The sequence below is a fragment of the Shewanella vesiculosa genome (assembly GCF_009994065.1).
Taxonomy (GTDB): Bacteria; Pseudomonadota; Gammaproteobacteria; order Enterobacterales; family Shewanellaceae; genus Shewanella; species Shewanella vesiculosa.
The window spans coordinates 169,749-195,350 of sequence record NZ_JAACSD010000012.1; the positions used below are offsets into that span (position 1 = coordinate 169,749).

Genomic DNA, 25,602 nt, shown 5'->3' on the forward strand with positions numbered 1-25,602 from the left:
AAATCACACAATTGCCTGTTGAGTTCAGCCTATAATACAGTAGAATTATCATCATCTTTATTGACAATTAGACAGTATTATTATGGCTCAGTTTGTATACAGCATGCTTCGTGTGGGTAAAATTGTCCCGCCTAAAAAGCAGATTTTAAAAGATATTTCATTAAGTTTCTTTCCTGGCGCCAAAATTGGTGTGCTCGGCTTAAACGGTTCAGGTAAATCGACATTACTGCGTATTATGGCCGGCATCGACACTGAAATCGAAGGTGAAGCACGCCCAATGCCTGGATTGAAAATTGGTTATTTACCCCAGGAACCTCGCTTAAATGAGCAACAAACGGTTCGCGAAGCCGTTGAAGAAGCCTTAAGTGAAGCTAAAAATGCCCTAACCCGTTTAGATGAGGTTTATGCGGCTTATGCTGAGCCCGATGCTGATTTTGATGCCCTAGCTAAAGAGCAAGGTCAACTAGAAGCTATTATCCAATCTCAAGATGCCCACAATATTGATCATATTCTGGAACGTGCAGCAAATGCGTTACGCCTCCCCGATTGGGATGAAAAAATAGCTGTACTTTCTGGTGGTGAACGCCGACGTGTCGCAATTTGTCGCTTGTTACTTGAAAAGCCTGAAATGCTATTACTTGACGAACCGACCAACCACTTAGATGCTGAGTCAGTGGCTTGGCTAGAGCATTTTTTACAAGAATATACTGGCACAGTCGTGGCGATTACCCATGACCGCTATTTCTTAGATAATGCAGCTGGCTGGATTTTAGAGCTCGATCGCGGTGAAGGTATTCCATGGCAGGGCAACTACTCATCTTGGCTTGAGCAAAAAGACGCCCGTTTACAGCAAGAGTCTTCTACCGAAAGCGCTCGTCAAAAAACCATAGCTAAAGAACTAGAATGGGTAAGACAAGGTGCCAAAGGTCGTCAGTCTAAGGGCAAAGCCCGTATGGCTCGTTTTGAAGAACTCAACACTAACGATTATCAAAAACGTAACGAAACTAATGAGTTGTTCATTCCGCCAGGGCCACGCCTTGGTGATAAAGTGATCGAAGTGACTAATTTAACCAAGTCATATGGTGACCGCGTACTGATTGACGACCTAACCTTCACTGTCCCCAAAGGGGCAATTGTCGGTATTATTGGTGCTAACGGTGCCGGTAAATCAACCTTGTTCAAAATGATCTCAGGTGATGAACAACCCGACAGTGGCGATATCTCTGTCGGTGAGTCGGTTCAAATCGCCTCGGTAGATCAGTTCCGCGATTCAATGAATGATAAAAATACTGTATGGCAAGAGATATCTGGCGGTCACGATATTATGCGTATCAACAACACCGAGATATCGAGCCGTGCTTATGTTGGCCGCTTTAACTTCCGTGGCGGCGACCAGCAAAAAATCATCGGCACCTTATCGGGTGGTGAGCGCAATCGAGTACATTTAGCCAAATTATTGCAAGCTGGTGGCAACGTATTGCTACTCGATGAACCCACCAACGATTTAGACATCGAAACATTGCGAGCTCTCGAAGAAGCCTTATTAGAGTTTCCTGGGTGTGCAATGGTTATTTCTCATGACCGTTGGTTCCTCGACCGCATTGCAACTCATATTTTGGATTATCGAGACGAAGGCAAAGTGAACTTCTATGAAGGTAACTATACTGAGTATTCAACTTGGTTAAAGAATACCTTAGGAACTGATGTCGTTGAACCTCATCGACTAAAATACAAGCGCTTAAACAAATAACCTAAACACTTGCACACAAATGGTTAACAATTGTTAAGCTTGAGTGATAGTGTTGAAATAGAAGTATCAAATAAAGCAGAGCCCTAAGCTCTGCTTTATTCTATTGGCTCGTATGTGAAAGGTTATTATTGAGAATGCTCTGTAGAAATATCAACATGTGTCAAAAAACTGTCAATTTATTGTAAGTAATGCACTAAATCTGTTTGTAAAGCCAAAATAACTTCAGTATCATAAAATATTAATGGATTATTTTACTCTTTGCTGATTACACTCAGCGCATTACAGAGTGTCGATGGTTCTAGCTTGAAGAGAAATTTAATGGAGATATCAGTGAGATACGGTTCAATCAGCCTTGCTTTATTGTGCTTATACGCTAGCAACTCATTTGCGGCACTCGAAGTCATTACCTCGTCAGAAAAGCAGACCCTCAATAAGATTGAAGATCAATATGATATTGATACTCTGCTGATCACAGTTAACGACAAGTTCTCACAGCTTAATAAAAAAGCCTACGACATAGAAAATATAAAGAAGACGATTGTTGCAGAACAAAATCGATACAACGAATTAATTACAGAATTACCTAAGGTCATTCGGGCCAAAACGGCGCTTGCAGATACCTATAAAAAAATTGAAGACTCTGTCAATCTAGTCGATGAACTGACCCTTAAAGCAGAGCAAGACAGTAAACTTCTGGAAACTGAAAAAGTCGAAATACTGTCTGAATATGAAGTAATAAATAATAAACGCACAACTAAAAGTCAGCAATTATTTAAACTTAAAACCGATATCACCAATCGTTTAATCGCAGACTTGTCAAAATCAACGAGTACTTTGCCAGTCAATATCAATGGCTCTACTGAATGTTCAAAATACCAAACTATCGCAGATTGTTTGAAAGAGTCTAAAAGCAGCATTTTATCTAATACTCGCAATGAATCACCATTTTTAAACGATAAAAGTGTTTTATTGTCATATGAAGTTCTTGATGCCAACATGAATATGAAAGGCGATCTTCATTATAAAGTCGCGATGAAATTTAAACCTTCATATAACAACAAAATCGACACTATACTGAATGAAAAACTAGGTTTAGTATCGGCGATGGTGACGTTAATCAGTAATGTTCCAGCTGATTGGTATGTAAATGGCACCAAGGTGGGTACAGGTAAAAAACTGTTTCACGAGATCCCTTTAGGTAAACATGGCATTTTAGCTTCATACCAAAATCAAGATAAATCAAGTGTCGAAAACATTGAAGGTAATGGAGTATTTAACTACAAATTCAATGAGGTTGCCTCTACTCAAAAAGTCAGTAACAAACCTAAAATGGACACGGCTGAGGTGAAAAACGTTATCCTTAAGCAGGCGCCTAAACAAGTCCAACCTTCAGTACAACAAACCAAAGCTAAGTACACTCTATTCTCTGACCAAACCAGTATTAAGCTAAGTGACGATGATGCTAAAAAGAACTCATCAGATAACAGCTACGAATATTTTATGGGTGTTGCCCCAGCAAATAAAAAACAAAACATAGAGTTTACAAATGAACCCGTTAATAAGTAATGGTTACATTGCGGGCATAATGAAGATCTTGCTCTAGCGATAAAACCAACATTTAAATAAAAGCCATATCAACTGATATGGCTTTTTTGTGACGATTAATTGTTGCCCCCCTTGCTTCATATGCGCCTTGTTACAAAGAAAATCGAAAGATTTACATTACTTTACGCTCAATTAAGCAAAAATAATTACAATACCCAAACATCAATCACCGGCTAGCCATTAGCCAATGTCGTCGCGCAACGACACCTTCCATTATTGTTTATAGAGATGTGTACTCAGATGATCAAAAAACTTAGCCAATATCTTTTTTCAACTACCATATTGATTATGGGATATGTTGGATTTGTTCACACAGTTAACGCCGCGCCCAAGGCTATGCACGCAGAAAAAGTTGTGCCTGTTATCACAGCCATCGTTGAACAACATGAGCTTTCACAATCAATTACCTTAATAGGAAAACTTGTCGCGACTCACTCAGTAATGATAGCCCCGCAAGTTGCAGGCAAAATAGATAATATAGAAGTCACATCCAATCAATACGTCAAGCAAGGGCAAGCATTACTGACGCTTGATAACCGAAAAGCTAAAGCCAGCGTAACCGAAGCCCAAGCTTATTATCAAGATGAAGTTCGCAAGCTTAACGAATTTAACAAGTTAATCCATGTTAACGCCATAACCCAAACTGAAATAGAAGCGCAAAAATCGACTGTAGATATCGCTTTTGCCCGACTAGAATCAGCCAAAACGGACCTTGACTACCATACATTAACTGCGCCCTTTTCGGGTAATACCGGCCTAGTCAATTTTAGTCGCGGAAAAATGGTTACCATTAATGAGTCTCTATTATCACTTGATGACTTGTCTGTGCTTCAGTTGGACTTACAAGTGCCAGAGCATTATTTATCACAACTCAGCACGGGAATGTCAGTCAAGGCCACCAGTAGAGCTTGGAATAAAACCACGTTCACAGGCAAAATCATCGCCATTGACCCTCGTGTCAATTCAGCCACACTCAACCTCAACATTCGCAGCCAGTTTGATAATCAAAAGGGTCAATTAAAGCCCGGTATGATGATGTCAGCTACGCTAGTATTTCCAAGTGTGTCATCACCAATAGTGCCAGTACAAGCTCTTGAATATTCAGGTACTAAACGGTATGTCTACGTGATCGATAAGCATAATATCGCTACTCGTACCCAAGTGATGTTAGGCGCAAGAATTAAAGACCAAGTCTTACTGGAATCTGGTATCAACATTGGTGATCACATCGTAGTTCAAGGCTTGGTCAACATGCGTGATGGTGTCAAAGTGAAAGAGTTAGCGACTCAATCGGAAACGTCTCCTGTGCAACAGGAGCATAAATAATGTGGCTAAGTGATACGGCGGTTAAGCGCCCTGTTGTTGCGATTGTATTAAGTCTGTTGCTGTGCGTATTTGGTTTAGTGTCTTTCTCCAAACTGTCGGTGAGAGAAATGCCCGACGTGCAAAATCCTGTCGTAACAGTGATGACCACTTATAGCGGTGCATCGGCGACGATAATGGAAAGTAAAATCACTAAAAATCTCGAAGATGAATTAACAGGTATTAGTGGTATTGATGAAATCACCTCAACGACTCGAAATGGCATGTCACGTATTTCAATCAAATTTGAGCTGGGTTGGGACTTAACTGAAGGCGTAAGTGACGTCCGTGACGCCGTAGCAAAAGCACAACGTCGCTTACCTGATGAAGCAAACGATCCTATTGTATCGAAAGATAATGGCACGGGTGAGCCATCAATTTACGTCAACTTAAGCTCTGAAAATATGGACCGTACTCAGCTGACCGATTACGCCCAGCGAGTATTAGAAGACCGATTTAGCTTAATTACTGGTGTGAGCTCGGTTAATATTTCTGGTGGCTTATACAAAGTCATGTATGTGCAGCTAAAACCGCAATTAATGGCCGGTAGAAATGTTACCACCAACGACATTATCAGTGCATTGAATACTGAAAACCTTGAAACACCCGGTGGTGAAGTTCGCAATGACACGACCGTCATGTCAGTCAGAACGAAACGACTCTATTACAGCCCAGAAGACTTTAATTATCTAGTGGTTCACACCGCAGATGATGGCACACCGATTTACCTTAAAGATGTCGCGAGCGTGTTTGTCGGTGCAGAGAATGAAAACTCGACCTTTAAAAGTAACGGCATTGTTAACTTAAGTCTCGGCATAGTGCCACAATCAGATGCCAATCCATTAGACATCTCGACGCGAGTACAACAAGAAGTCGATAAAGTGCAGAGTTTTCTGCCCGAAGGCACAAAGCTGATTGTTGATTATGATGCTAACGTGTTTATTGCACGATCGATTAATGAGGTATACAACACCCTGTTTATTACTGGGGTACTGGTTATCCTGGTGTTGTACATTTTTATCGGACAAGTGCGCGCAACGCTTATTCCTGCGGTGACGGTTCCGGTATCATTAATTGCTGCATTTATAGCGGCATACAGCTTAGGTTATTCAATTAACTTATTAACCCTAATGGCACTGATTTTAGCTATTGGACTGGTGGTTGATGACGCTATCGTAGTCGTTGAGAATATCTTCCACCATATTGAGCAAGGTGAAGAACCGATCCTCGCTGCTTATAAGGGAACGCGCGAGGTTGGCTTTGCGGTTATTTCCACCACACTAGTTTTGGTAATGGTGTTTTTACCTATTTCATTTATGGATGGCATGGTTGGATTACTGTTTACCGAGTTTTCGGTGATGCTGGCGATGTCGGTGCTGTTTTCATCACTTATCGCCCTAACGCTAACGCCAGTAATGAGCAGTAAACTCTTAAAAGCCAATGTGAAGAAAAATCGTTTTAATATTGCTATCGATAATGGGTTTGCCCGTATGGAGCGAGGTTATCGTAGACTGGTTAAATGGGCATTACGCTGGCGTATAGCAGCACCGCTGATTATCATCGCCTGCATTGGTGGTAGCTACATGCTGATGCAACAAGTCCCTTCACAGCTGTCACCACAAGAAGATCGCGGCGTGTTATTTGCGTTTATTAAAGGCGCCGAAGGCACCAGTTATAATCGTATGATCGCCAACATGGATATTGTTGAAAGTAGATTGATGCCACTGTTAGGTCAAGGTGTAGTGAAATCATTCAGTGTTGAAGCACCAGCATTTGGTGGTCGAGCCGGAGACCAAACAGGATTTGCCATCATCCAGCTGGAAGATTGGCAAGATCGTGACACTAATATTAAACAAGCACTGGCATTAATCGCTCAAACCTTAAAAGATATTCCCGATGTGATGGTACGCCCTATGCTGCCAGGATTTAGAGGTCAATCCAGTGAACCGGTGCAGTTTGTGCTCGGAGGCTCTGACTATTCGGAGTTGTTCAAATGGGCTCAAGTGCTGCAACAAGAGGCTGATGCAAGTCCGATGCTTTCAGGGGCTGATTTAGATTATGCGGAAACAACCCCAGAACTGGTTGTTACTGTTGATAAACAGCGAGCTGCTGAACTCGGTATCAGTGTGGAAGAAATCTCCACCACATTAGAAATTATGTTAGGTGGACGCAAAGAGACAACGTTTGTCGAACGCGGTGAAGAGTATGATGTCTATCTTCGTGGTGATGAAAACAGCTTTAATAGTATCACTGATCTTAGCAAGATTTACTTCCGCTCAAGCAGAGGCCAACTCATTACCCTTGATACTGTTACTCATGTTGAAGAAGTCGCCTCGCCACAAAGATTGAGTCATACCAATAAACAAAAATCGATCACCATCAAAGCCAATTTAGGTGAAGGTTATACCCTTGGGGAAGCGCTAGACTTTTTAGAACAACGCGCAATAACATTGTTACCCAGCGATATCTCGATTGCTTACACAGGTGAGTCAAAAGATTTTAAAGAAAACCAATCCGGGGTAATGATAGTGTTTGGTTTAGCATTGCTGATTGCTTATCTAGTATTGGCAGCTCAATTTGAAAGTTTCATCAACCCAGCGGTGGTAATGTTTACCGTTCCTATGGGCATTTTTGGTGGTTTTATAGGTTTAGTGCTTACCCATCAAGGGATGAATATTTACAGCCAAATAGGCATGATAATGTTAATTGGTATGGTCACTAAAAACGGGATTTTAATTGTCGAGTTTGCCAATCAATTACGCGATCGAGGCTTATCGCTGGACAATGCCATTATTGATGCATCAGCACGTCGTTTACGGCCGATATTAATGACGGCATTCACCACATTAATTGGTGCAATACCGTTGATCGTCTCTACCGGCGCAGGGAGTGAAAGCCGTATTGCTGTTGGAACTGTGATATTCTTTGGTATGGCATTTGCGACCATGGTAACTTTATTAGTGATCCCCGCAATGTACCGACTTATTTCTTCGTCAACCCACTCTCCTGGGTTTGTAGAAGAACAACTTAATAATGCTATTGCCGCTCAACAAGCGCAAAAGCCTTAATTTTTCAGGTGTAATAATGACAACGCTTGCCGTATTTGTAGATGTGCAAAATATTTATTACACCTGTAAGCAAGGTTTTGGTCGTTCGTTTAATTACCGAGCCTTGTATAAGCAGTTATCGGCACGAGGGAACATTTCTCATGCTATCGCTTATGCTATTGCGCCAGCTGATGATGGACAGGTAAAGTTTCAAGACGCGCTAAAACACATTGGCTTTAACGTAAAAACTAAGCCCTATATTCAGCGTAGTGATGGTTCGGCTAAAGGAGATTGGGACGTGGGGATCACCATCGATATGCTCGAGATAGCGCCCACGGTAGATGAAGTTATTTTACTCTCTGGTGATGGTGATTTTGATTTATTACTCAAAAAGATAAATCAAACAACCACATGCTATACCCACGTATTAAGTGTTGAGCGCCTCACAGCAAAATCTTTAACCGATCAATGCCAACAATTTACCGCTATCGAAGCACCATTATTGATCTAGATAATGTAACACGTAAGCTTGTGCCAATGAGCGATACCAAGTGACTTTTGCGTGCTAAAAACCTCATTAGCCACTACTTAGCGCCACATTACTGTAGTCCATTACAGCAACACTGCATAAGTTCTAACACAATAGAATAGCCGCATAAATTAACAAACCGATGCAGTTTAACTTCAATGATATTGGTCAGTATCAAATGGATTTAAGCCAGGTTAATTTATCAAATATAAAAATACAGTAACGGGTGCCGATTACGCTTATCGGTAATCTAAAAACTTATATAACAAGCGTTTAATCACTAAAAGTTCACAGAATGAACTAATGATGAAAAACATGAAATATCACTTTATTGCTAGAAGTGCTATTATTGCCTTGTCATTACAGGACTGTTCGATAAAGGATTATATGTCGTCAACATATCAAAAAAATGTACTTTTTGATTGCATTTTACTGCCAAAATATTCTGGCTTATCAATACATTACTTATTTTTAATATTAATGACTATTGTCAGTTTCCTTTCTATACACAATACCGTGGCACAACCATTATCAATTACGCTAGCCGCTGAAGATAGCTGGCCACCCTTTGCTGATGAATTTGGTCGAGGTATTTCCCACAACATTATCCGCCATGCTTTTGAGCAAGTTGATGTTAACATCTCAACTATCGTAGTCCCTTATGCTCGCGGATTAATTATGACTGAACGAGGCTCGGTTGATGGCGTATTTAATGTTACCAGAGAGCAAAGTACAATTGACCGATTTGTTTTCGGTAATGAACCTCTTTTTACCATAACGGCTTCTTTTTTCTTTGCCAAAGATTATCCTACGGTTGCAAAAAATAAATGGCAACTGCCAACCGAAAGCACCATAGGTATTATCAATGGCTATGAGTATGGAGATGAATTTACAACACTGGTAGAAAAACGAAAGCTCCAAGTTATTACTGTAGATAGCCAACGCCAATTAACTAATTTGTTACTAGTGGGCAGAATTGACTCTGCTATCATGTATGATCTTGTTGCTGACGTTTACATCAAGCGGATGGGAGTTAACAATGATATACAAGCTAAATTTAACAATCATACCAGTAAAATATTTGTCGCTTTTTCTAAACTTAATCCGCAATCAAAACACCTTAGTGAGTTACTCGACAAAGGACTAATAGCACTAAAAAAACAGGGTAAATACCAGCAATTACTTCTGCCCCTATATGATTAATAGCAACACAGTAAATAACATAAGGTCATAGTGTAATGAGTCGTGTCCCTGCGCAACAACAATACAGCCCAGTGCACTCTTTTTCAGTACAAATTTATTATGAAGATACTGACTTTTCAGGAGTGGTATATCATCCAAATTTTTTGAAATATTTCGAACGTGCTCGTGAACATGTTATTGGTGCAGAGATCCTCAGCCAACTTTGGCAACAACAACAATTGGGTTTTGCTGTTTATCGCAGTGATATGTTATGTCACGATGGCGTTGAATTTGCTGATATTATTGATGTACGTACTCAATTTTATTTTGAAAGTAAGTACCGTACAGTGTGGAAACAGGAAATATGGCGACCTAATGCGAAAAAACCAGCAGTGACGGCAACGATAGAAATGGTCTGTATGAACCAGAAACGTCAACTTGCGCCCATGCCGACAGAATTAATAACCCATCTATCCAAGGGGATTTAGGACGTTAGCGCTATGGATAACAATTTATGGCTGGTTAATTTGAGCAGAGCTGATGAGTGGGTAATTAAGTTGCGGATATATGTGCTCAAACTCACTGGCAGTAAAAGGTTTAGCAAAATAATCACCTTGAATGGTATCCACCCCAAAATGATGTAATGCTTCCAATACTGTCTTAGATTCAACCCCTTCAACCGTCACTTCAAAACCCAGATTTTTAGCGAGATCGATACTCGTCTTAACAATTTGCTTTGCCGCTGGTGAAGTTTCAAACTCATCTAAAAAGGCTTTATCTATTTTCACTTCATCAACGGGTAAATGACGCAAATAAGCCAAAGAAGAGTGACCAGTACCAAAGTCATCAATCGCAAGCTTAACCCCAATATTGCGTAATTGATTTAAGGTCACAATGGTTTGTGCCAGAGATTTCATTAAAACACTTTCAGTGATTTCAATCGTAATCGATTCGGCTGGCACCAGATATTGAGCTAATTTGCTTGCAACATCAGCGGCAAGATTGGGATTATCTAAATCAGTAGAAGATAAATTAATGGCGACATTAACGTAAATCCCTGTGTTGCGCCATTTAACTTGTTGAGCTAGCACGTTATCTAACACCCAAGTACTCAAAATATTAATCATTCCAGTTTGTTCTGCTAATGGAATAAACTCATTAGGCGAAATTAATCCCAAACTGTCATGCTGCCAACGAATTAACGCTTCAACCTGCTTACATTGACCACTTTTTAAATCTAACTTGGGTTGGAATACCATAAACAGCTGATTTTGCTTTAACCCTTTAGGCAAGCCATTGATAATTAATAATTCTCTGTATTGGGCTTTATCATCATCTTGATCATAAAATGCCATGGCTTGCTTTAATGTTTTGGCTTTTTTTAATGCCAAATCTAAGCGGCGCAGCATCAAACTGACCTCGGCATGATGTTCACTTAATGACAATACACCCAATTGTATTTTGATACTGATGGGTTGCTGTTCAATTTCAAACGGTTTTTGTAATTCACTCTTGATTTCAAGCAGTTGCTCAACTGTTAATTTTTGGTGAAAAAACAATAGAAACTCATTTCCGTTCATTCGAGCGATAAACTGTGCTTTGCAATTAAGGTTATCGATCCGCTTCGCAAACGCTTTAAGAAATTTGTCGCCAAATAAAAAACCAAACAAATCGTTCACAAACCGAAATTGTCGAATATCTATCAGCACTAACATGCCGTCTGACATGGGCATTTTAGACAACATTTTACGTTTAAAACCGACACGGTTAGCTAAGCCAGTTAACTTATCTCGTTCGGTACTAAAGATGCTTGATTGATGTAAGTCGTGAAGAACGTTAATGAGCGGTTTTAATGAGGTTGAAGTTGAAGCTGAGTCTACGTTGAATGAATCTTGATTAAGTAATTGTAATTGCAACGAATGAGTCAATTGTTGAATAAAACGATGCTGACGCCAATAGAGAAGTGCAACGCTACACAGCAAGATCGCCATAATACATAACATCGTTATCAAAAAGTAATTCATTAAGTCTTCATCATGTTGCAATTTTAATCATCACAGTATTCAACGCAAAAATACATCACTAATATTAATCATCTGTGTTTGACTCATTTGATAATATCAGTGAAATAAGCACAACATACTACTATTCGTAACTTTGCTTAATTGAATGATACATATCAATGAACTCATCACTGGCAAGATCTTCTGCAGTAACAGGTAAGCCTCTTTGTGCAAAGACGCCCAATCTTTCAGCTAATTCTTCACCGGCACGCAGTTCACCCGTGTAAAATGCAGCCGAACGGATAAAGTCGAGATAAGATACTTTTTCAGGCATGTAATGAAGATCGGCCCATCGTTCGACCACTTCCATTACCTCAGGGGCAAAATCCCATGTTTTTAATACGGCGCGACCAATAGGGCCCTGCATTTTACGCACTAAACTGCGTAAATCATCAATTCGGCTAAATAACTCAGGGTGAACTTCCGCTTCGGTTAATACTGGTAATGCACCAATATTATGCACTAAACCAGCTAGAGTAAGCGTATCACGGTCTAATTTCTTACTCGGGTGACGTTTATTGTACATCTCTAACATGGCACCGGAGGAAGCTGTCACTTCAATAGAGGTTTTCCATACTTCATCCATCACCTCCCACACCATTTCGTTAGTGGAGATAAATAACTGCTCCATGGCAACAGATGTGGTAATAGATTTAATTTGTACTAAACCAATACGACTCACAGCGGCATTAATATTTTCAGCTTTGTTACCACGAGAATATAAAGCACTGTTGGCAACTTTGATAATGCGCGCTGAAATAGCGGCATCTTGACCAATAATGTCAGCAACTTGCTTGAGGCTTGAATCTTGACGAGACACGACTTCTTGAACACGCATGGCCACTTCTGGCAGTGTTGGTAAAACTAAAGCATCATCTTTAAGCTTTTTTAATAGTCCAACCAAGAGTTGATGTTCCGTAGACATGAGGTCTCCATAAATAAATAGCCACTGATGTTGGATTATATACCCAAAGCGATAACATTTGCGATTACTCAACTAACGAGAAGCCAATTAATTATATCGTTCCGTTAAGCTTTGTCGCTCGGTAAACAGATTAGTAGTTGTAAAATACAACCGACCTCACAAATTCTAAGGCTATATTTGTCCCCGCTAATATCCTTAAGTAAGCTTCGGCCCTTGAGTCATACACTATTTAACTAGGTCGAGTAAAACCATGTTTAAACCTGAATTATTATCTCCCGCTGGTACGCTTAAAAATATGCGTTACGCCTTTGCTTATGGTGCCGATGCTGTTTATGCAGGCCAACCTCGTTACAGTTTACGAGTCAGAAATAATGATTTCAAAATGGAGAACCTTGCTTCAGGTATAGAAGAAGCTCATGCCCTAGGGAAAAAATTGTATGTGGTGAGTAATATTGCGCCGCACAATGCCAAACTCAAAACCTATATTAAAGACATGGAACCTGTGATTGCAATGAAACCTGATGCGGTGATCATGTCAGATCCGGGGCTTATTATGATGGTACGCGAAGCGTTCCCTGAACAAGTAGTTCACTTATCAGTTCAAGCAAACGCCATTAACTGGGCATCGGTCAAATTCTGGCAACAGCAAGGGATTAAGCGAGTCATATTATCGCGTGAATTGTCACTTGATGAAATTGAAGAAATTCGTCAGCGGTGTCCAGATATAGAATTAGAAGTGTTTGTTCATGGCGCATTGTGTATGGCATATTCAGGCCGTTGTTTATTGTCTGGTTATATGAATAAACGCGATCCTAATCAGGGAACCTGCACTAATGCATGTCGCTGGAAATATGATGTTCACCAAGCACAACAAACCGAGAGCGGAGATATCATCCCTGTGACCCCCACAGTTCAGTTTGAAACCCCAACCTTAGGTTCGGGTCAACCCAGTAGTGAGATTGTTTTATTACAAGAAGCCGGTCGCCCTGGCGAATATATGCCAGCGTTTGAAGATGAACATGGCACTTACATTATGAACTCAAAAGATTTACGCGCTATTCAACATGTGGATCGTTTAACCAGAATGGGCATTGATTCATTAAAAATTGAAGGTCGTACCAAATCTTTTTATTATGTTGCGCGCACTGCCCAACTTTATCGTCAGGCCATTGAAGATGCTGCTGCAGGTAAAGACTTTGATCGCACTTTAATGAACAACCTTGAAGGCTTAGCGCATCGCGGCTATACCGAAGGTTTTTTACGTCGTCATGTTCATGATGAATATCAAAATTACCAATATGGTCATTCTGTAAGTGATAGTCAGCAATTTGCTGGTGAATTTACTGGCAAACGAAATCCACAAGGGTTAGCTGAAATAGACGTCAAAAATAAATTCTCTGTCGGCGACTGCGTTGAAATAATGACAACTGAAGGTAATTTTGTTATCACTATTGAAGCATTACTGAATCGCAAAGGTGAATCTATCGATTCCGCTTTAGGCTCAGGACATTTTGTGTTTCTCGCGCTGCCAGCAGATATTAACATCGACAAAGCCATGCTAATGCGTAATTTACCTGAGGGGATGGATACTCGAAACCCTCATCAATCTGTTTAACCTGAGGTTTTATGGCATTAATCATTGACGATAGCTGTATCAATTGTGATATGTGTGAACCTGAATGCCCTAATGAGGCCATCACTATGGGTGAAGAGGTATATGAAATTGATCCCGGATTGTGTACTGAATGTGTGGGCCATTACGACAAACCGACCTGTGTGTCAGTTTGCCCGATTGATTGCATCGATCCCGATCCAGAACATAAAGAGTCGCAAGACGAGCTGCTAATCAAATATGCTAGGCTCACGGGTAAGTCACCCAATTAACACTGACAACGCATGTTAGTCATACCGTAGTCAGCATAAAGTGAATGAGCGCCGATTGGCGCTCATTCACTTTGAGTCATTTAGCGGCACAAGTCATGCTCAAAAATCATTGCAATCATAAAGACTGACTCACCTTCTGAGTAAATTGAAAAAGATGATAAATTTCATTTTGTTATCTTTATTTATGTGTTTATTTGCTCTGTTCTAAAATCATTACATTAAAATAGTATCAGACTAATTGAGCGAGCTTAATCTGTGGTACAACTTGCATTATCGGACATTTTTTCTATGTCATTTTGTGTGTTGAGTATGTTGCTATCTTCGGGTTGTAATTGAAGTGCTTTTTTGATCATCTCCATTGCCCTCTGTTTACAACCAGACACAGACAAACTGTAAGCGTAATTATTTAAATAAGCGCCCTGTTGCTCAGGCTGTTGCGCGCTATAATTTAATCCCTGTTGATACCAAAAAGTAGCCTTGGCGTTATCTATTGCTAAATAATAATTTCCAAGCAAAAAATAGCTTAGCCAATAGTCAGGCCATTGTCTGGTGGCATTTTCAAGCGCATTTATGCCGGCAGTACTTTCGCCAACGCTGAGCAAATCTTGGGCGGCGCTGGCGTAAATAAACCGGTCGAAATGTGAACTCTTGATATCCGGCGGCACAACAGCCAATAACCAATATTGGCCTCGCAACCAGGTGCGTTCAAATACTTTAAGTTCCGCGATACGGTTTTTATGGCTGCCAGAATGGAGCACGATCTGCTGATTATCAAGGTCATAGCCTGTTACCACTGCGTAATGCCACATGGGATACCATGAGGTTGATAAATTTTGTAGCACTATGACCGGAATGTTGTCACTGACCAAAGACAGTAGTTGGGTCAAGTTGCCTGATTCAGCATAAGCAAGCAGCCCCTGTTGACGGGCTGCGGCCACCATTTCAATTTGCAAGCTGCCTTGTAAATCAGGAATAAACAGTGCTGGTGCTATTTGCTGAGGTGTTTTGGTTAACCCATAAAAATTGAACACTTCTGAGAGTGTTGTAGGACCACAGAAGTAATCCTCTTGAGGATAAAAAGGAACCCCAGTAATTTGATGTTTAAGGGAAATATCGGGCGGATTAGCTAATAGCATGGCTGTCTGGGGCGGAACCGATAGACAGCCACTGAGAAATAAACAAAAGCCAGTAATACCAACGGCTTTTGTAAACCTGCTTATATGACTCATACTTGAAAATACGATCTAGTTAATGGGCCTAATAAAGGAAAACACATCGGTAACGCCCACCAAATCGAGTACCACTAACACCACTAATACAGTGACTACAACTCCGACTACGCCACCAGCAGCCGCAGGCATATCATTCATTTGGGTGTTTAATTGGTTTAATTCCTGATCCGTCATGCTGGCGATCCGCATTTCTGCATCCTCCATACTAACGCCAAGTGCTACCAGTTTATTTTGAACGTCAACGTTACTGAGCATTGCAATGACTTGTTGTTTATTATAAATATTTTTCTGCTGAACGATAACCTGCTCTGAGGAAATAACCCCAGCGTAGGTGGTCGAAATACAAGTCAAATAAGCTAACATTACTGTGGCGACTGCAAGAACTTTTTTCATTGGATTTCCTTTGATTGAGCGAATGTAAATATCTTATTAACAGTAGAGTTAATGCTGTGTAATAACAAGGTATATCGAGATTATACCTACTTTGGTGACACTTAAATAATCACACTGCACCCGCTTTAGCAAAATTGTCACTAACTGCCGCAACTCTTTATCGATTGAGAGGGGGGTGTAATCCTCAGCTTTTTATCACGGCTACTGATTAATTAAGTCATACTGACGGGTTAACAAACCCCAACATGGTTTCCTATTTGCTCATTGATGGCATCGCCATAGTTCAGCTTATGATTCACTTAATGTTATCAGTCAGCTAATTTGACTGGCGTATGATGCCATATTTGCGCATTCTGGCGCGCAAGGTGCTGGGGTTAAGTCCAAGAAGTAGTGCTGCGCCTTTATGGCCTTCAATTCGCCAACCTGTCTGCTGCAATACTTTAGCGATATGTTCACATTCCAGCTCAACCAAGCCCTTTATCGAAGCATCATCTCTGGGCACTCGTTTTTCAAAACTATCAAAGCGATCTAAGATCTGCAGTGTATTTCCTTCGCTAAGGATAACGGCTCGTTCAATAGCACTCTCCAACTCTCGCACATTGCCAGGCCATTGATGTTGCAGTAAGGCTTGATGAGCTTCTTGGCTGATAGTGTCAATCAACTTACCTATTTTCTTGTTAAATTTAATCACAAAATGATTAACCAACAGCGGGATATCTTCTTTACGTTGTCTTAAAGGCGGCAAAGTGATTGGGAATACGTTCAAGCGGTAATAGAGATCTTCACGAAATTTGCCATTACGCACTTCCTCAATCAGGTTGCGATTAGTCGCGGCAATAATTCTCACATCCACCTTTATGGTACGCGGACTGCCTAGCCGTTCAAATTCTCCATCTTGAATAATTCTCAGTAGCTTAGCTTGCATCTCTAGCGGCATTTCACCAATTTCATCTAAGAACAAGGTGCCACCATCAGCCAGCTCAAAACGGCCTATCTGTTTGCTGTCTGAACCGGTGAATGCTCCCCGCTCACGGCCAAACAATTCGCTCTCTATCAGGCTCGCAGGTAAGGTGGTGCAGTCTACTGTGATCAACGGACGCGTTTTTCGCGAACTGCGGCTATGGATAGCACGGGCAACAACCCCTTTGCCAGTGCCAGTCTCACCGAGCAGCAATACTGTGGCATCCATTGGAGCAACTTGCTCAACGTTCTGAAAGACCTGCGACAGCAGTTTGCTATTACCGATTATTTCGTCAAAATTAAACTGCCGCGCAACTTCCTTTTGAAGATAAATATTTTCGGCCTGAAGCTTGTCCTTTAATTGCTTTATTTGTGTATAAGTCTCTCTCAGTGACGCTTCAGCCTTTTTACGTTCATCAATTTCTAGACCGAGTAGCAAGTTAGTCTTGGTCAACTCTAGCGTACGCTTTTGTACAGTGTCTTCCAAAGAGAGGTTATTTTTTGCCAATTTTTTATACAGTAAACTCACTTCCAACATATTATGAATACGGGTTTTCACCTCGACCAAGTCAAAGGGCTTGCTAATAAAATCCTTGGCCCCCGCTTGTAATGCCTGCAGTTTATGATTGGGTTGGGCAGTGAGCACCAGCACTGGTAAATAATCCATGCTATGGTCTGCCTTAAGCGCAGCCATAACCTCGAATCCATCCATTTTTGGCATCTGTAAATCAAGCAAAATCACATCATAGCGATTAATCCGGTTGAGGTCGCAAACAACTAAAGGATCCATGCTTGTCGTTACCTGGGTATAACCGCTATCAAGTAATAATTGCTCCAACAGAAGCACATTAGGCTCTTGATCATCGACAATCAAAATCTTAGCGTTGAGTATATCGCTTGCAGTAATTTTCATTATTTTGCCTCATCATCAGCGATTACAGCAGACTTATTGGCATGCTCAAGCGCTATGTCGACAGTCTTCAGAAATTCATTGATCCGCAGTGGTTTAGTTAGATAATGAAAGAAGCCGGCATCCAGACCTTTCTTAATGTCTCGGGGAATGGCATTTGCACTGAGAGCGACCACGGGTATAGACGCTGTTATCGGACTTTCCCTGAGAATTTTCAATGCAACTAAGCCGCTAATTCCCGGTAGATTAATGTCCATCAAAATAATATCCGGCTGATGGGTATGTGCCATTTCAATACCTTGAATCGCATCGGCAGCACTGAGAAAACGCAGATTAGGTCGACGAGAAATAATGTTCTCAACAAGCATCAAATTAGCCGGATTATCTTCAACATACAGTAAGGTTTGCAAATGCTCAGGGGCTTTATATTGTAGCGCTTTGGTGACCATTACTGCGCTGTCAGCAAGGTTAGATACCGGTTCGTCGGTTCGCTGTAGTTCAAACCAGAAGACACTCCCTACGCCAACGGTACTTTGCACACCAATGACTCCCCCCATCGATTCAACCAGACGCTTACTCACCACCAGGCCTATTCCTGTACCTTGTTGATTATTAGCTTCTTGACCGAGGCGGTTAAAAGGTTGAAAAAGTTGCCCGAGTTGCTCAGCTGATAATCCTTCACCTGTATCTCGAACACTGAACCGCACCATATCATCACTGCTTTGACTGTGCTCTAATATCACGCTTCCGCCCTTTCGGTTGTATTTAATTGCATTGGAAAGCAGATTAATAATCACCTGCTTTAGCCGGGTCCTATCGACGTGAAGAAAATCTTTGGTTCTAGATCGGTTAAAGATGACGTTGATGTCATGAATTTTAGCTTGTGGCTCACTCATCAACACACACTCTTGCATGACTTCGGACAGCGAAACCACTTCCACTGACATAGGCAGCTTGCCTGATTCGATTAGCGCTAGATCCAGAATTTCATTGATAAGCTCCAACAAATACCATCCGGCTTTGAGGATCTGAGTAATGCTGCGTTTCTGAGCGGGCAGTGGCGCGGGAGTACTTGATTCCATAAGCTGTGCAAAGCCTAGAATAGCCCCCAGTGGGGTACGGAGTTCATGGCTCATACTGGAAAGAAAATCCGATTTGGCAAGATTGGCTTTCTCAGCCACAGCTTTAGCATTTTCCAGTTCGATGTTCTTTTCCAGCAGTTTTTGATTTAGGCGATTACGCTCAGTGATATCGCGGGCGCCATAAAAAATCCCCTGTAATTTATTGTCTCGGTGATAAAAGGTGGCCGCATTAATGGAAACTACGGTTTCTTTGCCGCTCTTGTTGCGGGCGGTCAATTCATAATCTGAGATTATCTTTTCACTCAACACCCTTTTTATACCAGCCGCGGCAAACTCAGGATCGGTGAAGTAATCTTTGAATGGGGTGCCGATAAGGGAATCACGCTGGTTACCTGTAAGCTCTTCCATTTGTTTATTGACATCGGTAATGATGCCGGACGGATCAGTGGTCGTCAGCGCATCAATGTTGGATTCAATCAGGTTACGAGTATAGAAATGTTGATCTTGCAGGCGCCGACTAAGTTCTTTTTGTTCTTCTTCGATACGCTTACGCGCGGTATTATCGGTTCCTATTAACAAATAGCCTATGATAGCCTGGCGCTCATCACGCAATGCCGTGACGGACACTACTGCTGGGAAGCGGCTGCCATCTTTACGTATGTAAGTCAGCTCGTAGATATCCTCAATACCGCGCCGAGCCTTAAATACTAGCGCATCGAAACCAGGTGTAATTGCTGTGTCCAGTTCAATACTGAGCTCTTTAGCGCGCTCGATGACTTCTTTGGGGTCGGAAATATCTGCTGGGGTGATCTTGTTCATCACCTCGTCAGCGGTATAACCCAGCATTCGCTCGGCACCCACATTAAATATCTGAATAACACCATGAGCATCGGTAGCAATACTGGAAAAATTAGCACTGTTAAAAATGGCTTTCTGCAGTGCACCAGCTTTGAGCAAAGCTTCTTCTGCCTGCTTGCCAACACTGTTATCTGTGCCAATCAAAAGATAACCTATGATGATACCTTGGTCGTCGCGAAGTGCTGTAACCGATACAACAGCTGGAAAGCGACTACCATCCTTACGGATATAAGTTAATTGGTAAATGTCTTCAATACCGCGTGACGCCTTAAACACCAGCGCGTCGAAACCAGGTTCTATTGGCGTGCAGAGTTCTACAGAAAGCGCCTTGGCGCGGGCGATGATTTCCTGGGGATCGGATATCTCGGCAGGGGTAATGTTGTCCACTACTTCGATGGCTGAATAACCTAGCATCCGCTCGGCGCCAACATTAAAAATTTGGATAACCCCTTTAGCATCAGTAGCAATACAAGAGAAGTTAGCGCTATTAAAAATAGCTCGCTGCAAGGCACCCGCATTTAGCAATGCCTCTTCAGCATGTCTGCGTTCGGTGCTCTCTTCAATCACGGCTTCGAACAGATTGATACCCTCCCCTTTAATAAAGCTTGATAAGCTTTTAATCTCGTCAGCCTGGGCACGTTTTGTATCATCACCTTTCATTACTAACCTCTATAACCATCCAATGGTTTTGACGGGGTCGACATGTTGGCCCAGAGACAAAATCTGCCGCGTAGGTATCGTTATCTGGTATTTAAGACGGGAATATCAGTGCCGTCCTACTTGAGTATCGGTAGCGCTTGTCTTACAACCACCACATATACCGCACCATAATACCGCCTATAACAGAAATACCCTCAACATATTACATTTCTTTCATATATTGAGGCCGTAGCAATATTGATAATTAAAAAAAATAAAATTAACTCATTGTTAATAATAAACTAAATTCATTTTTTAACAAAAAACACTTTCGGTACGATATTTGCAATTTAGGTTATTAGTGTTCTCGAAATCTTACTCGGACCAGTACTCAGATTTTTCAATTCGTGGATATCGCATAACAAGAAAATCTCACTGAGTTATCAGCACTCATGGCTAACAAGAATCGCAGCCGTTTTTTGCTGATGTAGAAAAGGTAAATTAACGCAATTTAATAAAATCATTAGGAAGAAGAGAATGAATAGTTCCCTAAAAAAGACTTATCTCGTATTCACTATGCTATTAGGACTTATCCTTTTAGCTGGGTGTAATGGCGATAGCAGCAACGATAACAACAATAATGGGGTGTTACTTACAGCCATTGCTGTTACCCCTGCAGACTCAAGCATGCCATTGGGCTTGAAGCAACAGTTTACAGCCATAGGCACCTATTCAGATGGCACGTCGTCTGATATCACCAACTCGGTAACTTGGTCATCTGATGACTCAGCAGTTGCCACTATTAATACCAGTGGTATAGCCATGGGAGTTATCCCTGGTTCCTCTACTATCACAGCATCCATTATCGACTCATTATCAAACGAGCAATCCGCAACGGCCACGCAAACCATCACGGATGCGACCTTAACGGCTTTGGCTATCACACCAACCACCCCCAGCGTAGCTAAGGGGTTGAGCAAACAATTTGCTGTTACGGGTACTTATTCGGATGGTACTTCGCCAGATGTGACCACTTCAGTAACGTGGTCCTCGGCGAATACGCTAGTTGCTACCATAAATGCTAGTGGCCTTGCTAGTGGCGTTGCTATTGGTTCTGCAGTTATTAGCGCATCTTTAGGATCTGATGAAATAACGACTGAGCTCAACATCACTGATGCTATTTTGAGCTCAATAGCGTTAACGCCCGTTGAACCAAGTATTGCCAAAGGCATGACCCAACAGTTTACTGCTATCGGTACTTATTCTGATGGTACATCAGTGGATATAAGTGCTTCAGCAAGCTGGTCATCTGCGGACACACTGGTTGCCACAATGAATACCGGTGGGGCTGCTAAAGGAGTGAGTATAGGTTCATCTGTTATTACGGCAGATTTTCAAGCTCAATCAGCAACCTCATTGCTGACAGTTACCGACGCCACTTTAACGTCAATCATGTTAACACCAGCCAACCCACATATACCTAAAGGTAATACCCTGCAGTTGACTGCTACTGGTATTTACTCAGATGGTATCTCGGTTGATATGACCAGCTCAGCTATTTGGTCATCTTCAGACACCCTAATTGCCACTGTGAATGCCGATGGTATTGTCAGTGGTATTGCTTCGGGTTCTACAATTATTACCGCGACATCGGCTGCGCTGTCAGCCACCACTAACGTAACAATCACAGATACAAGTTTGACGTCAATTGCAGTAACACCAGGTAATCCCACTATAGCTAAAGATTCGAATAAACAGCTCACCGCTACCGGCACTTATTCTGATGGGTCGCTAGCAAATATTACGAACGCTGTAACTTGGTCATCAGCAGATACCTTAGTGGCTACAGTAAATAATACTGGTCTTGCAAATGGAATTAGCACTGGCTCATCACTTATCAACGCAAGCGCTGGAGGGGTCTCCGGTAGTACAAACATGACCATTACTAGCGCCGTATTAAGTTCAATTGTGGTATCGCCAACCAATCCAAGCCTTGTTAAAGGTATGAACAAGCAGTTTGCTGCAACTGGAACTTATTCTGATGGATCTGTAGCAGATATTTCTACCTCGGTTACTTGGTCATCTACAGATACCTTGGTTGCTACAATTGATGTCAATGGTCTTGCCAATGGCAAGGTGGCTGGCTCATCACTTATTACCGCAACTTCAGGAGCACAATCAGACAGTACTAACCTAACCGTTACCGATGCCACCTTGAATTCAATTAATATAACACCTGTTAATCCAAGTATTGTTAAGAACTCAAGCCAAAACTTTGTTGCTATTGGTCATTATTCAGACGGTAGTACAACAGATATCACATCGACGGTAATGTGGTCTTCAGCAGATACACAGGTTGCTACATTAAATCCCAATGAACAGCTAAATAGTGGGCGTGCGACAGCTATTGAAGTAGGCTCATCAGTGATTCAAGCAACACTAATTGGCGTACTTGCGGATACAACACTTAATGTTACTGCAGCTCTGCCCAATAACCCATTAGCACCTGAATTGGGTGAAGTGGCACGTTTTGTCATGCTTGCCTCACAAGCTATTACGACGACAAGTGGTTCTGCCATTGTCGATGGTGATTTAGGTATTCTTGACCAGGCACGTTCTTATTACGCAGGATTTACCGCAGGCGTTAATGCTGGCGAATTTGACGAATTAACCAATGGCTTGTCTTATGCTGGCGACGATAGCACACCACCTTATGTTGTACCGGTGCCTTATGCCTCTATGGTTGCATTTATTAACCAGTCCAGAACAGATCTTGGTATTGCCTATAATTTCCTCGCGGCAGATCCAAACCCTAATGCGGCAACCCAGATTTGCCCTATTGAATTGGGCAATCTGACTCTGACTCGTGGTGTGTATAAAACCGCAGCCGATGTGACCCTGCAAACAGGTACTCTCACTCTTGATGGCGAAGGAGACCCTGACTCTGTGTTCATCTTCACCATAGGCGGAAACCTAACTTCTGGTGCTCCAGGTGGCGATATTGTGCTTATTAATGGCGCACAAGCAAAGAACGTCTATTGGAGAACCGCTGGAAAGACAGTTATCGGCACTAATACCAAATTCTCTGGCAATGTTTTCGCTTGGTCAGAAGTGAATGTATTGACTGGAGCAAGCGTTACAGGTCGATTGTTTGCGGTCACTGATCAGGTAACGCTAGACGCAAATGCCATAAGCAAAGCACCATAGTGCCACTCTCTACTGACATTCACATTAACACTTAGGACCAAAAGAGGGAGACAGACAGCTTGTTTCCCGATGACCTAAAAAACACCTCACTATTGTGTTTTTTAGGTACCTATTAGTGAAAGGTTTTCGCTTATAAGCCATTTTACCGTTCACATGTTTGCTAACAATGCCCATCAATGTGTGGGCCAAACATAGCCCCTCCAAGCAGCAAAGACAAATCCATTTATCGGTTTAATAACCGACAATATGACGCAACATTCTTTGTAATGTGATCTTAAGTTTTTCAAGGATATAACAATGCATATACGAAAAAATAATTTTACCCCGCCAATATGGGCTGGCAGCATATTGGTGCTTACCTTAATCGCTGGTTGTAATAGTGACAATAATACTGACTCGGCCATTGTGCCGACTATTAATGCCAGTAACCCAAGTGATCTTGCTATCGATGTGGCGATCAATCAACAAATCACCGCAACCTTCGGCGAAGCGATGAACGAGCAGACGATTAACGATGTCAGCTTTACCTTAATGGCTCCGAATCAAGCCGCCGTGTTAGGCACAGTTTCTTATGATGAAACAAGTCATACTGCCGTATTTGCTCCAAACAGTGATTTTACCCATAACACTCTGTATCAAGCATCTATCACCACTGAAGTCACAAATACGGCAGGCATAGCGCTTGCCAGTGGTTTTAGTTGGTCATTTACGACCTCTGCATTACCCGATGTTATTGCCCCACAGGTTGTATCAAACTCCCCAGCCGATCTCGCACAGAGCTTTGCCTTAAATAGAAATGTGACAGCTGAGTTTAGTGAAGCACTTGCTCCTAATACGCTAAACGGTACTAGCTTTACCCTAAGTGACGGGACAAATCTTGTCGCTGGTGTGATTAGCGTTCAAGGCACAAGCGCAACGTTTAATCCAGACGATAATTTAGCGGCCAATACACTTTATACCGCAACTCTGACCACGGCTATTAGCGATTTAGCGATGCCGGCAAATTTATTGGCAGCTAATTTCAGCTGGAGCTTTACCACCAGTGATGTTGCCGCTATGGGGCCTGAACCAGTGAAGTTAAACACTTCGGGTGATTTTGCTATTCTGACTAAGACTGGAATCACCAATATTCCAGCGTCTGCTATTACAGGCAATATAGGTTCAAGCCCAATAACAGCTGCAGCGATGGATAACGTGTTTTGTGATGAAATCAGCGGGACTATTTATGGTGCTGATGCTGCTTATACGGGCAGCGGTGCAATTACTTGTTTTGCTGGCGCAGCAGAAGATAACACCCTAGTGGCCAACGCAGTACTTGATATGGGCACAGCCTTTAACGATGCAGCTGGCAGAACCTTACCTGACTATACCGAACTAGGCGCTGGTGATATCAGTGGCATGACACTAGAGCCAGGTTTATATAAGTGGAGTTCAGGTGTGTTGATTTCGACTGACGTTGCTGTTTCTGGCAGTGCCAACGACGTGTGGATTTTCCAAATAGCAGGTGACCTTACTCAAGCAGCAGCCAGTCGTATTAATTTACAGGGTGGCGCTCAGGCAAAAAATATCTTCTGGCAGGTAGGCGGAAGTGCGGGAGTCTCACTTGACACCACAGCGCATTTTGAAGGAGTCATCTTAGCTGAAAAAGGCATCAGCATAAACACAGATGCAACGATTAACGGCAGATTAATGTCACAAACAGCGGTCACTTTAGACCACAATATCGTGACTCAACCTACTGAATAACCGTCGTAATAGTCGAACACTAGCAATAGCCTAGCGCTCACAATCCATGACGTCATGCGTCATAACATTAAAATCCGCTAAACCTGGTTTAGCGGATTTTTTATGTCATAAAGAGCTAAAAAGCATATAGGTGATGTGCGCAAGACTAATAGGATACAAGCTAGCGGGAACGGTTTATAGCACTGACTTCCACGATAGAGAACTATACGCGTACTGCACTTCTCCACG

The 25,602-nt window shown here is 41.9% G+C and carries 17 protein-coding genes; 11 read left to right on the top strand and 6 right to left on the bottom strand.

Annotated features, from left to right (window positions below; translation table 11 throughout):
* Positions 1-82 precede the first annotated feature (82 nt).
* The 7 genes from ettA (at position 83) to GW828_RS14210 (ending at position 9,963) form a co-directional block, all read left to right on the top strand.
* Positions 83-1,750: an energy-dependent translational throttle protein EttA gene (ettA, locus tag GW828_RS14180; protein ID WP_124017600.1), complete on the top strand. Its 1,668-nt coding sequence runs from the start codon at positions 83-85 to the stop codon at positions 1,748-1,750.
* A 330-nt stretch (positions 1,751-2,080) separates the two neighbouring features.
* On the top strand, positions 2,081-3,316 hold the full coding sequence (locus GW828_RS14185) for a synaptonemal complex protein 1 (protein WP_182754869.1): 1,236 nt from the start codon (positions 2,081-2,083) through the stop codon (positions 3,314-3,316).
* 279 nt (positions 3,317-3,595) lie between these two features.
* Positions 3,596-4,681 (top strand): efflux RND transporter periplasmic adaptor subunit, encoded by a 1,086-nt coding sequence (locus GW828_RS14190; RefSeq protein WP_404948305.1) that lies wholly within the window; start codon positions 3,596-3,598, stop codon positions 4,679-4,681.
* Positions 4,681-7,785, top strand: coding sequence for a multidrug efflux RND transporter permease subunit (locus tag GW828_RS14195; RefSeq protein ID WP_182697884.1), 3,105 nt, complete (start codon positions 4,681-4,683; stop codon positions 7,783-7,785). Before GW828_RS14190 ends, GW828_RS14195 begins: the two co-directional genes overlap by 1 nt.
* Positions 7,786-7,801: 16 nt before the next feature.
* On the top strand, positions 7,802-8,275 hold the full coding sequence (locus GW828_RS14200; RefSeq protein ID WP_124017604.1) for a LabA-like NYN domain-containing protein: 474 nt from the start codon (positions 7,802-7,804) through the stop codon (positions 8,273-8,275).
* 324 nt (positions 8,276-8,599) lie between these two features.
* The gene (locus tag GW828_RS14205; protein WP_273058005.1) at positions 8,600-9,496 is read left to right on the top strand and encodes a substrate-binding periplasmic protein; all 897 of its coding nucleotides are present in this window, start codon (positions 8,600-8,602) and stop codon (positions 9,494-9,496) included.
* Between the two features lie 35 nt (positions 9,497-9,531).
* Entirely contained in the window at positions 9,532-9,963 is a 432-nt protein-coding gene (locus tag GW828_RS14210; protein ID WP_182697883.1) for an acyl-CoA thioesterase, read from the top strand.
* A 24-nt stretch (positions 9,964-9,987) separates the two neighbouring features.
* Here the strand turns inward: GW828_RS14210 and GW828_RS14215 are convergent, their stop codons facing one another.
* Both GW828_RS14215 and GW828_RS14220 read right to left on the bottom strand, forming a co-directional pair.
* Positions 9,988-11,466, bottom strand: a complete 1,479-nt coding sequence (locus GW828_RS14215; protein WP_273058006.1) for a putative bifunctional diguanylate cyclase/phosphodiesterase — start codon at positions 11,464-11,466, stop codon at positions 9,988-9,990.
* Between the two features lie 154 nt (positions 11,467-11,620).
* The gene (locus GW828_RS14220) at positions 11,621-12,463 is read right to left on the bottom strand and encodes an HDOD domain-containing protein (RefSeq protein WP_182697881.1); all 843 of its coding nucleotides are present in this window, start codon (positions 12,461-12,463) and stop codon (positions 11,621-11,623) included.
* Between the two features lie 250 nt (positions 12,464-12,713).
* On the opposite strand from GW828_RS14220, the gene trhP reads away from it, so the two are divergent.
* Together trhP and GW828_RS14230 are read left to right on the top strand one after the other, a co-directional pair.
* On the top strand, positions 12,714-14,078 hold the full coding sequence (gene trhP / locus GW828_RS14225; protein WP_273058007.1) for a prephenate-dependent tRNA uridine(34) hydroxylase TrhP: 1,365 nt from the start codon (positions 12,714-12,716) through the stop codon (positions 14,076-14,078).
* Between the two features lie 11 nt (positions 14,079-14,089).
* Complete coding sequence (locus GW828_RS14230) at positions 14,090-14,347, top strand: YfhL family 4Fe-4S dicluster ferredoxin (RefSeq protein WP_124017609.1); 258 nt, start codon at positions 14,090-14,092, stop codon at positions 14,345-14,347.
* 248 nt (positions 14,348-14,595) lie between these two features.
* On the opposite strand, the gene GW828_RS14235 is transcribed toward GW828_RS14230, so the two are convergent.
* The 4 genes from GW828_RS14235 to GW828_RS14250 all read right to left on the bottom strand — a co-directional run bounded on the left by GW828_RS14235 (position 14,596) and on the right by GW828_RS14250 (position 20,442).
* Positions 14,596-15,576: a PA2778 family cysteine peptidase gene (locus GW828_RS14235; protein ID WP_273058008.1), complete on the bottom strand. Its 981-nt coding sequence runs from the start codon at positions 15,574-15,576 to the stop codon at positions 14,596-14,598.
* Positions 15,577-15,591: 15 nt separating this feature from the next.
* The gene (locus tag GW828_RS14240; protein WP_124017611.1) at positions 15,592-15,972 is read right to left on the bottom strand and encodes a PA2779 family protein; all 381 of its coding nucleotides are present in this window, start codon (positions 15,970-15,972) and stop codon (positions 15,592-15,594) included.
* Positions 15,973-16,288: 316 nt separating this feature from the next.
* The gene (locus GW828_RS14245) at positions 16,289-17,845 is read right to left on the bottom strand and encodes a sigma-54-dependent transcriptional regulator (protein ID WP_273058009.1); all 1,557 of its coding nucleotides are present in this window, start codon (positions 17,843-17,845) and stop codon (positions 16,289-16,291) included.
* Complete coding sequence (locus GW828_RS14250) at positions 17,845-20,442, bottom strand: PAS domain S-box protein (protein ID WP_273058010.1); 2,598 nt, start codon at positions 20,440-20,442, stop codon at positions 17,845-17,847. The genes GW828_RS14245 and GW828_RS14250 overlap by 1 nt, the downstream gene beginning before the upstream one ends.
* 516 nt (positions 20,443-20,958) lie before the next feature.
* On the opposite strand from GW828_RS14250, the gene GW828_RS14255 reads away from it, so the two are divergent.
* Positions 20,959-23,628, top strand: coding sequence for an Ig-like domain-containing protein (locus tag GW828_RS14255; protein WP_273058011.1), 2,670 nt, complete (start codon positions 20,959-20,961; stop codon positions 23,626-23,628).
* A gap of 297 nt (positions 23,629-23,925) precedes the next feature.
* The gene (locus GW828_RS14260; RefSeq protein ID WP_273058012.1) at positions 23,926-25,374 is read left to right on the top strand and encodes an ice-binding family protein; all 1,449 of its coding nucleotides are present in this window, start codon (positions 23,926-23,928) and stop codon (positions 25,372-25,374) included.
* Positions 25,375-25,602: the final 228 nt, after the last annotated feature.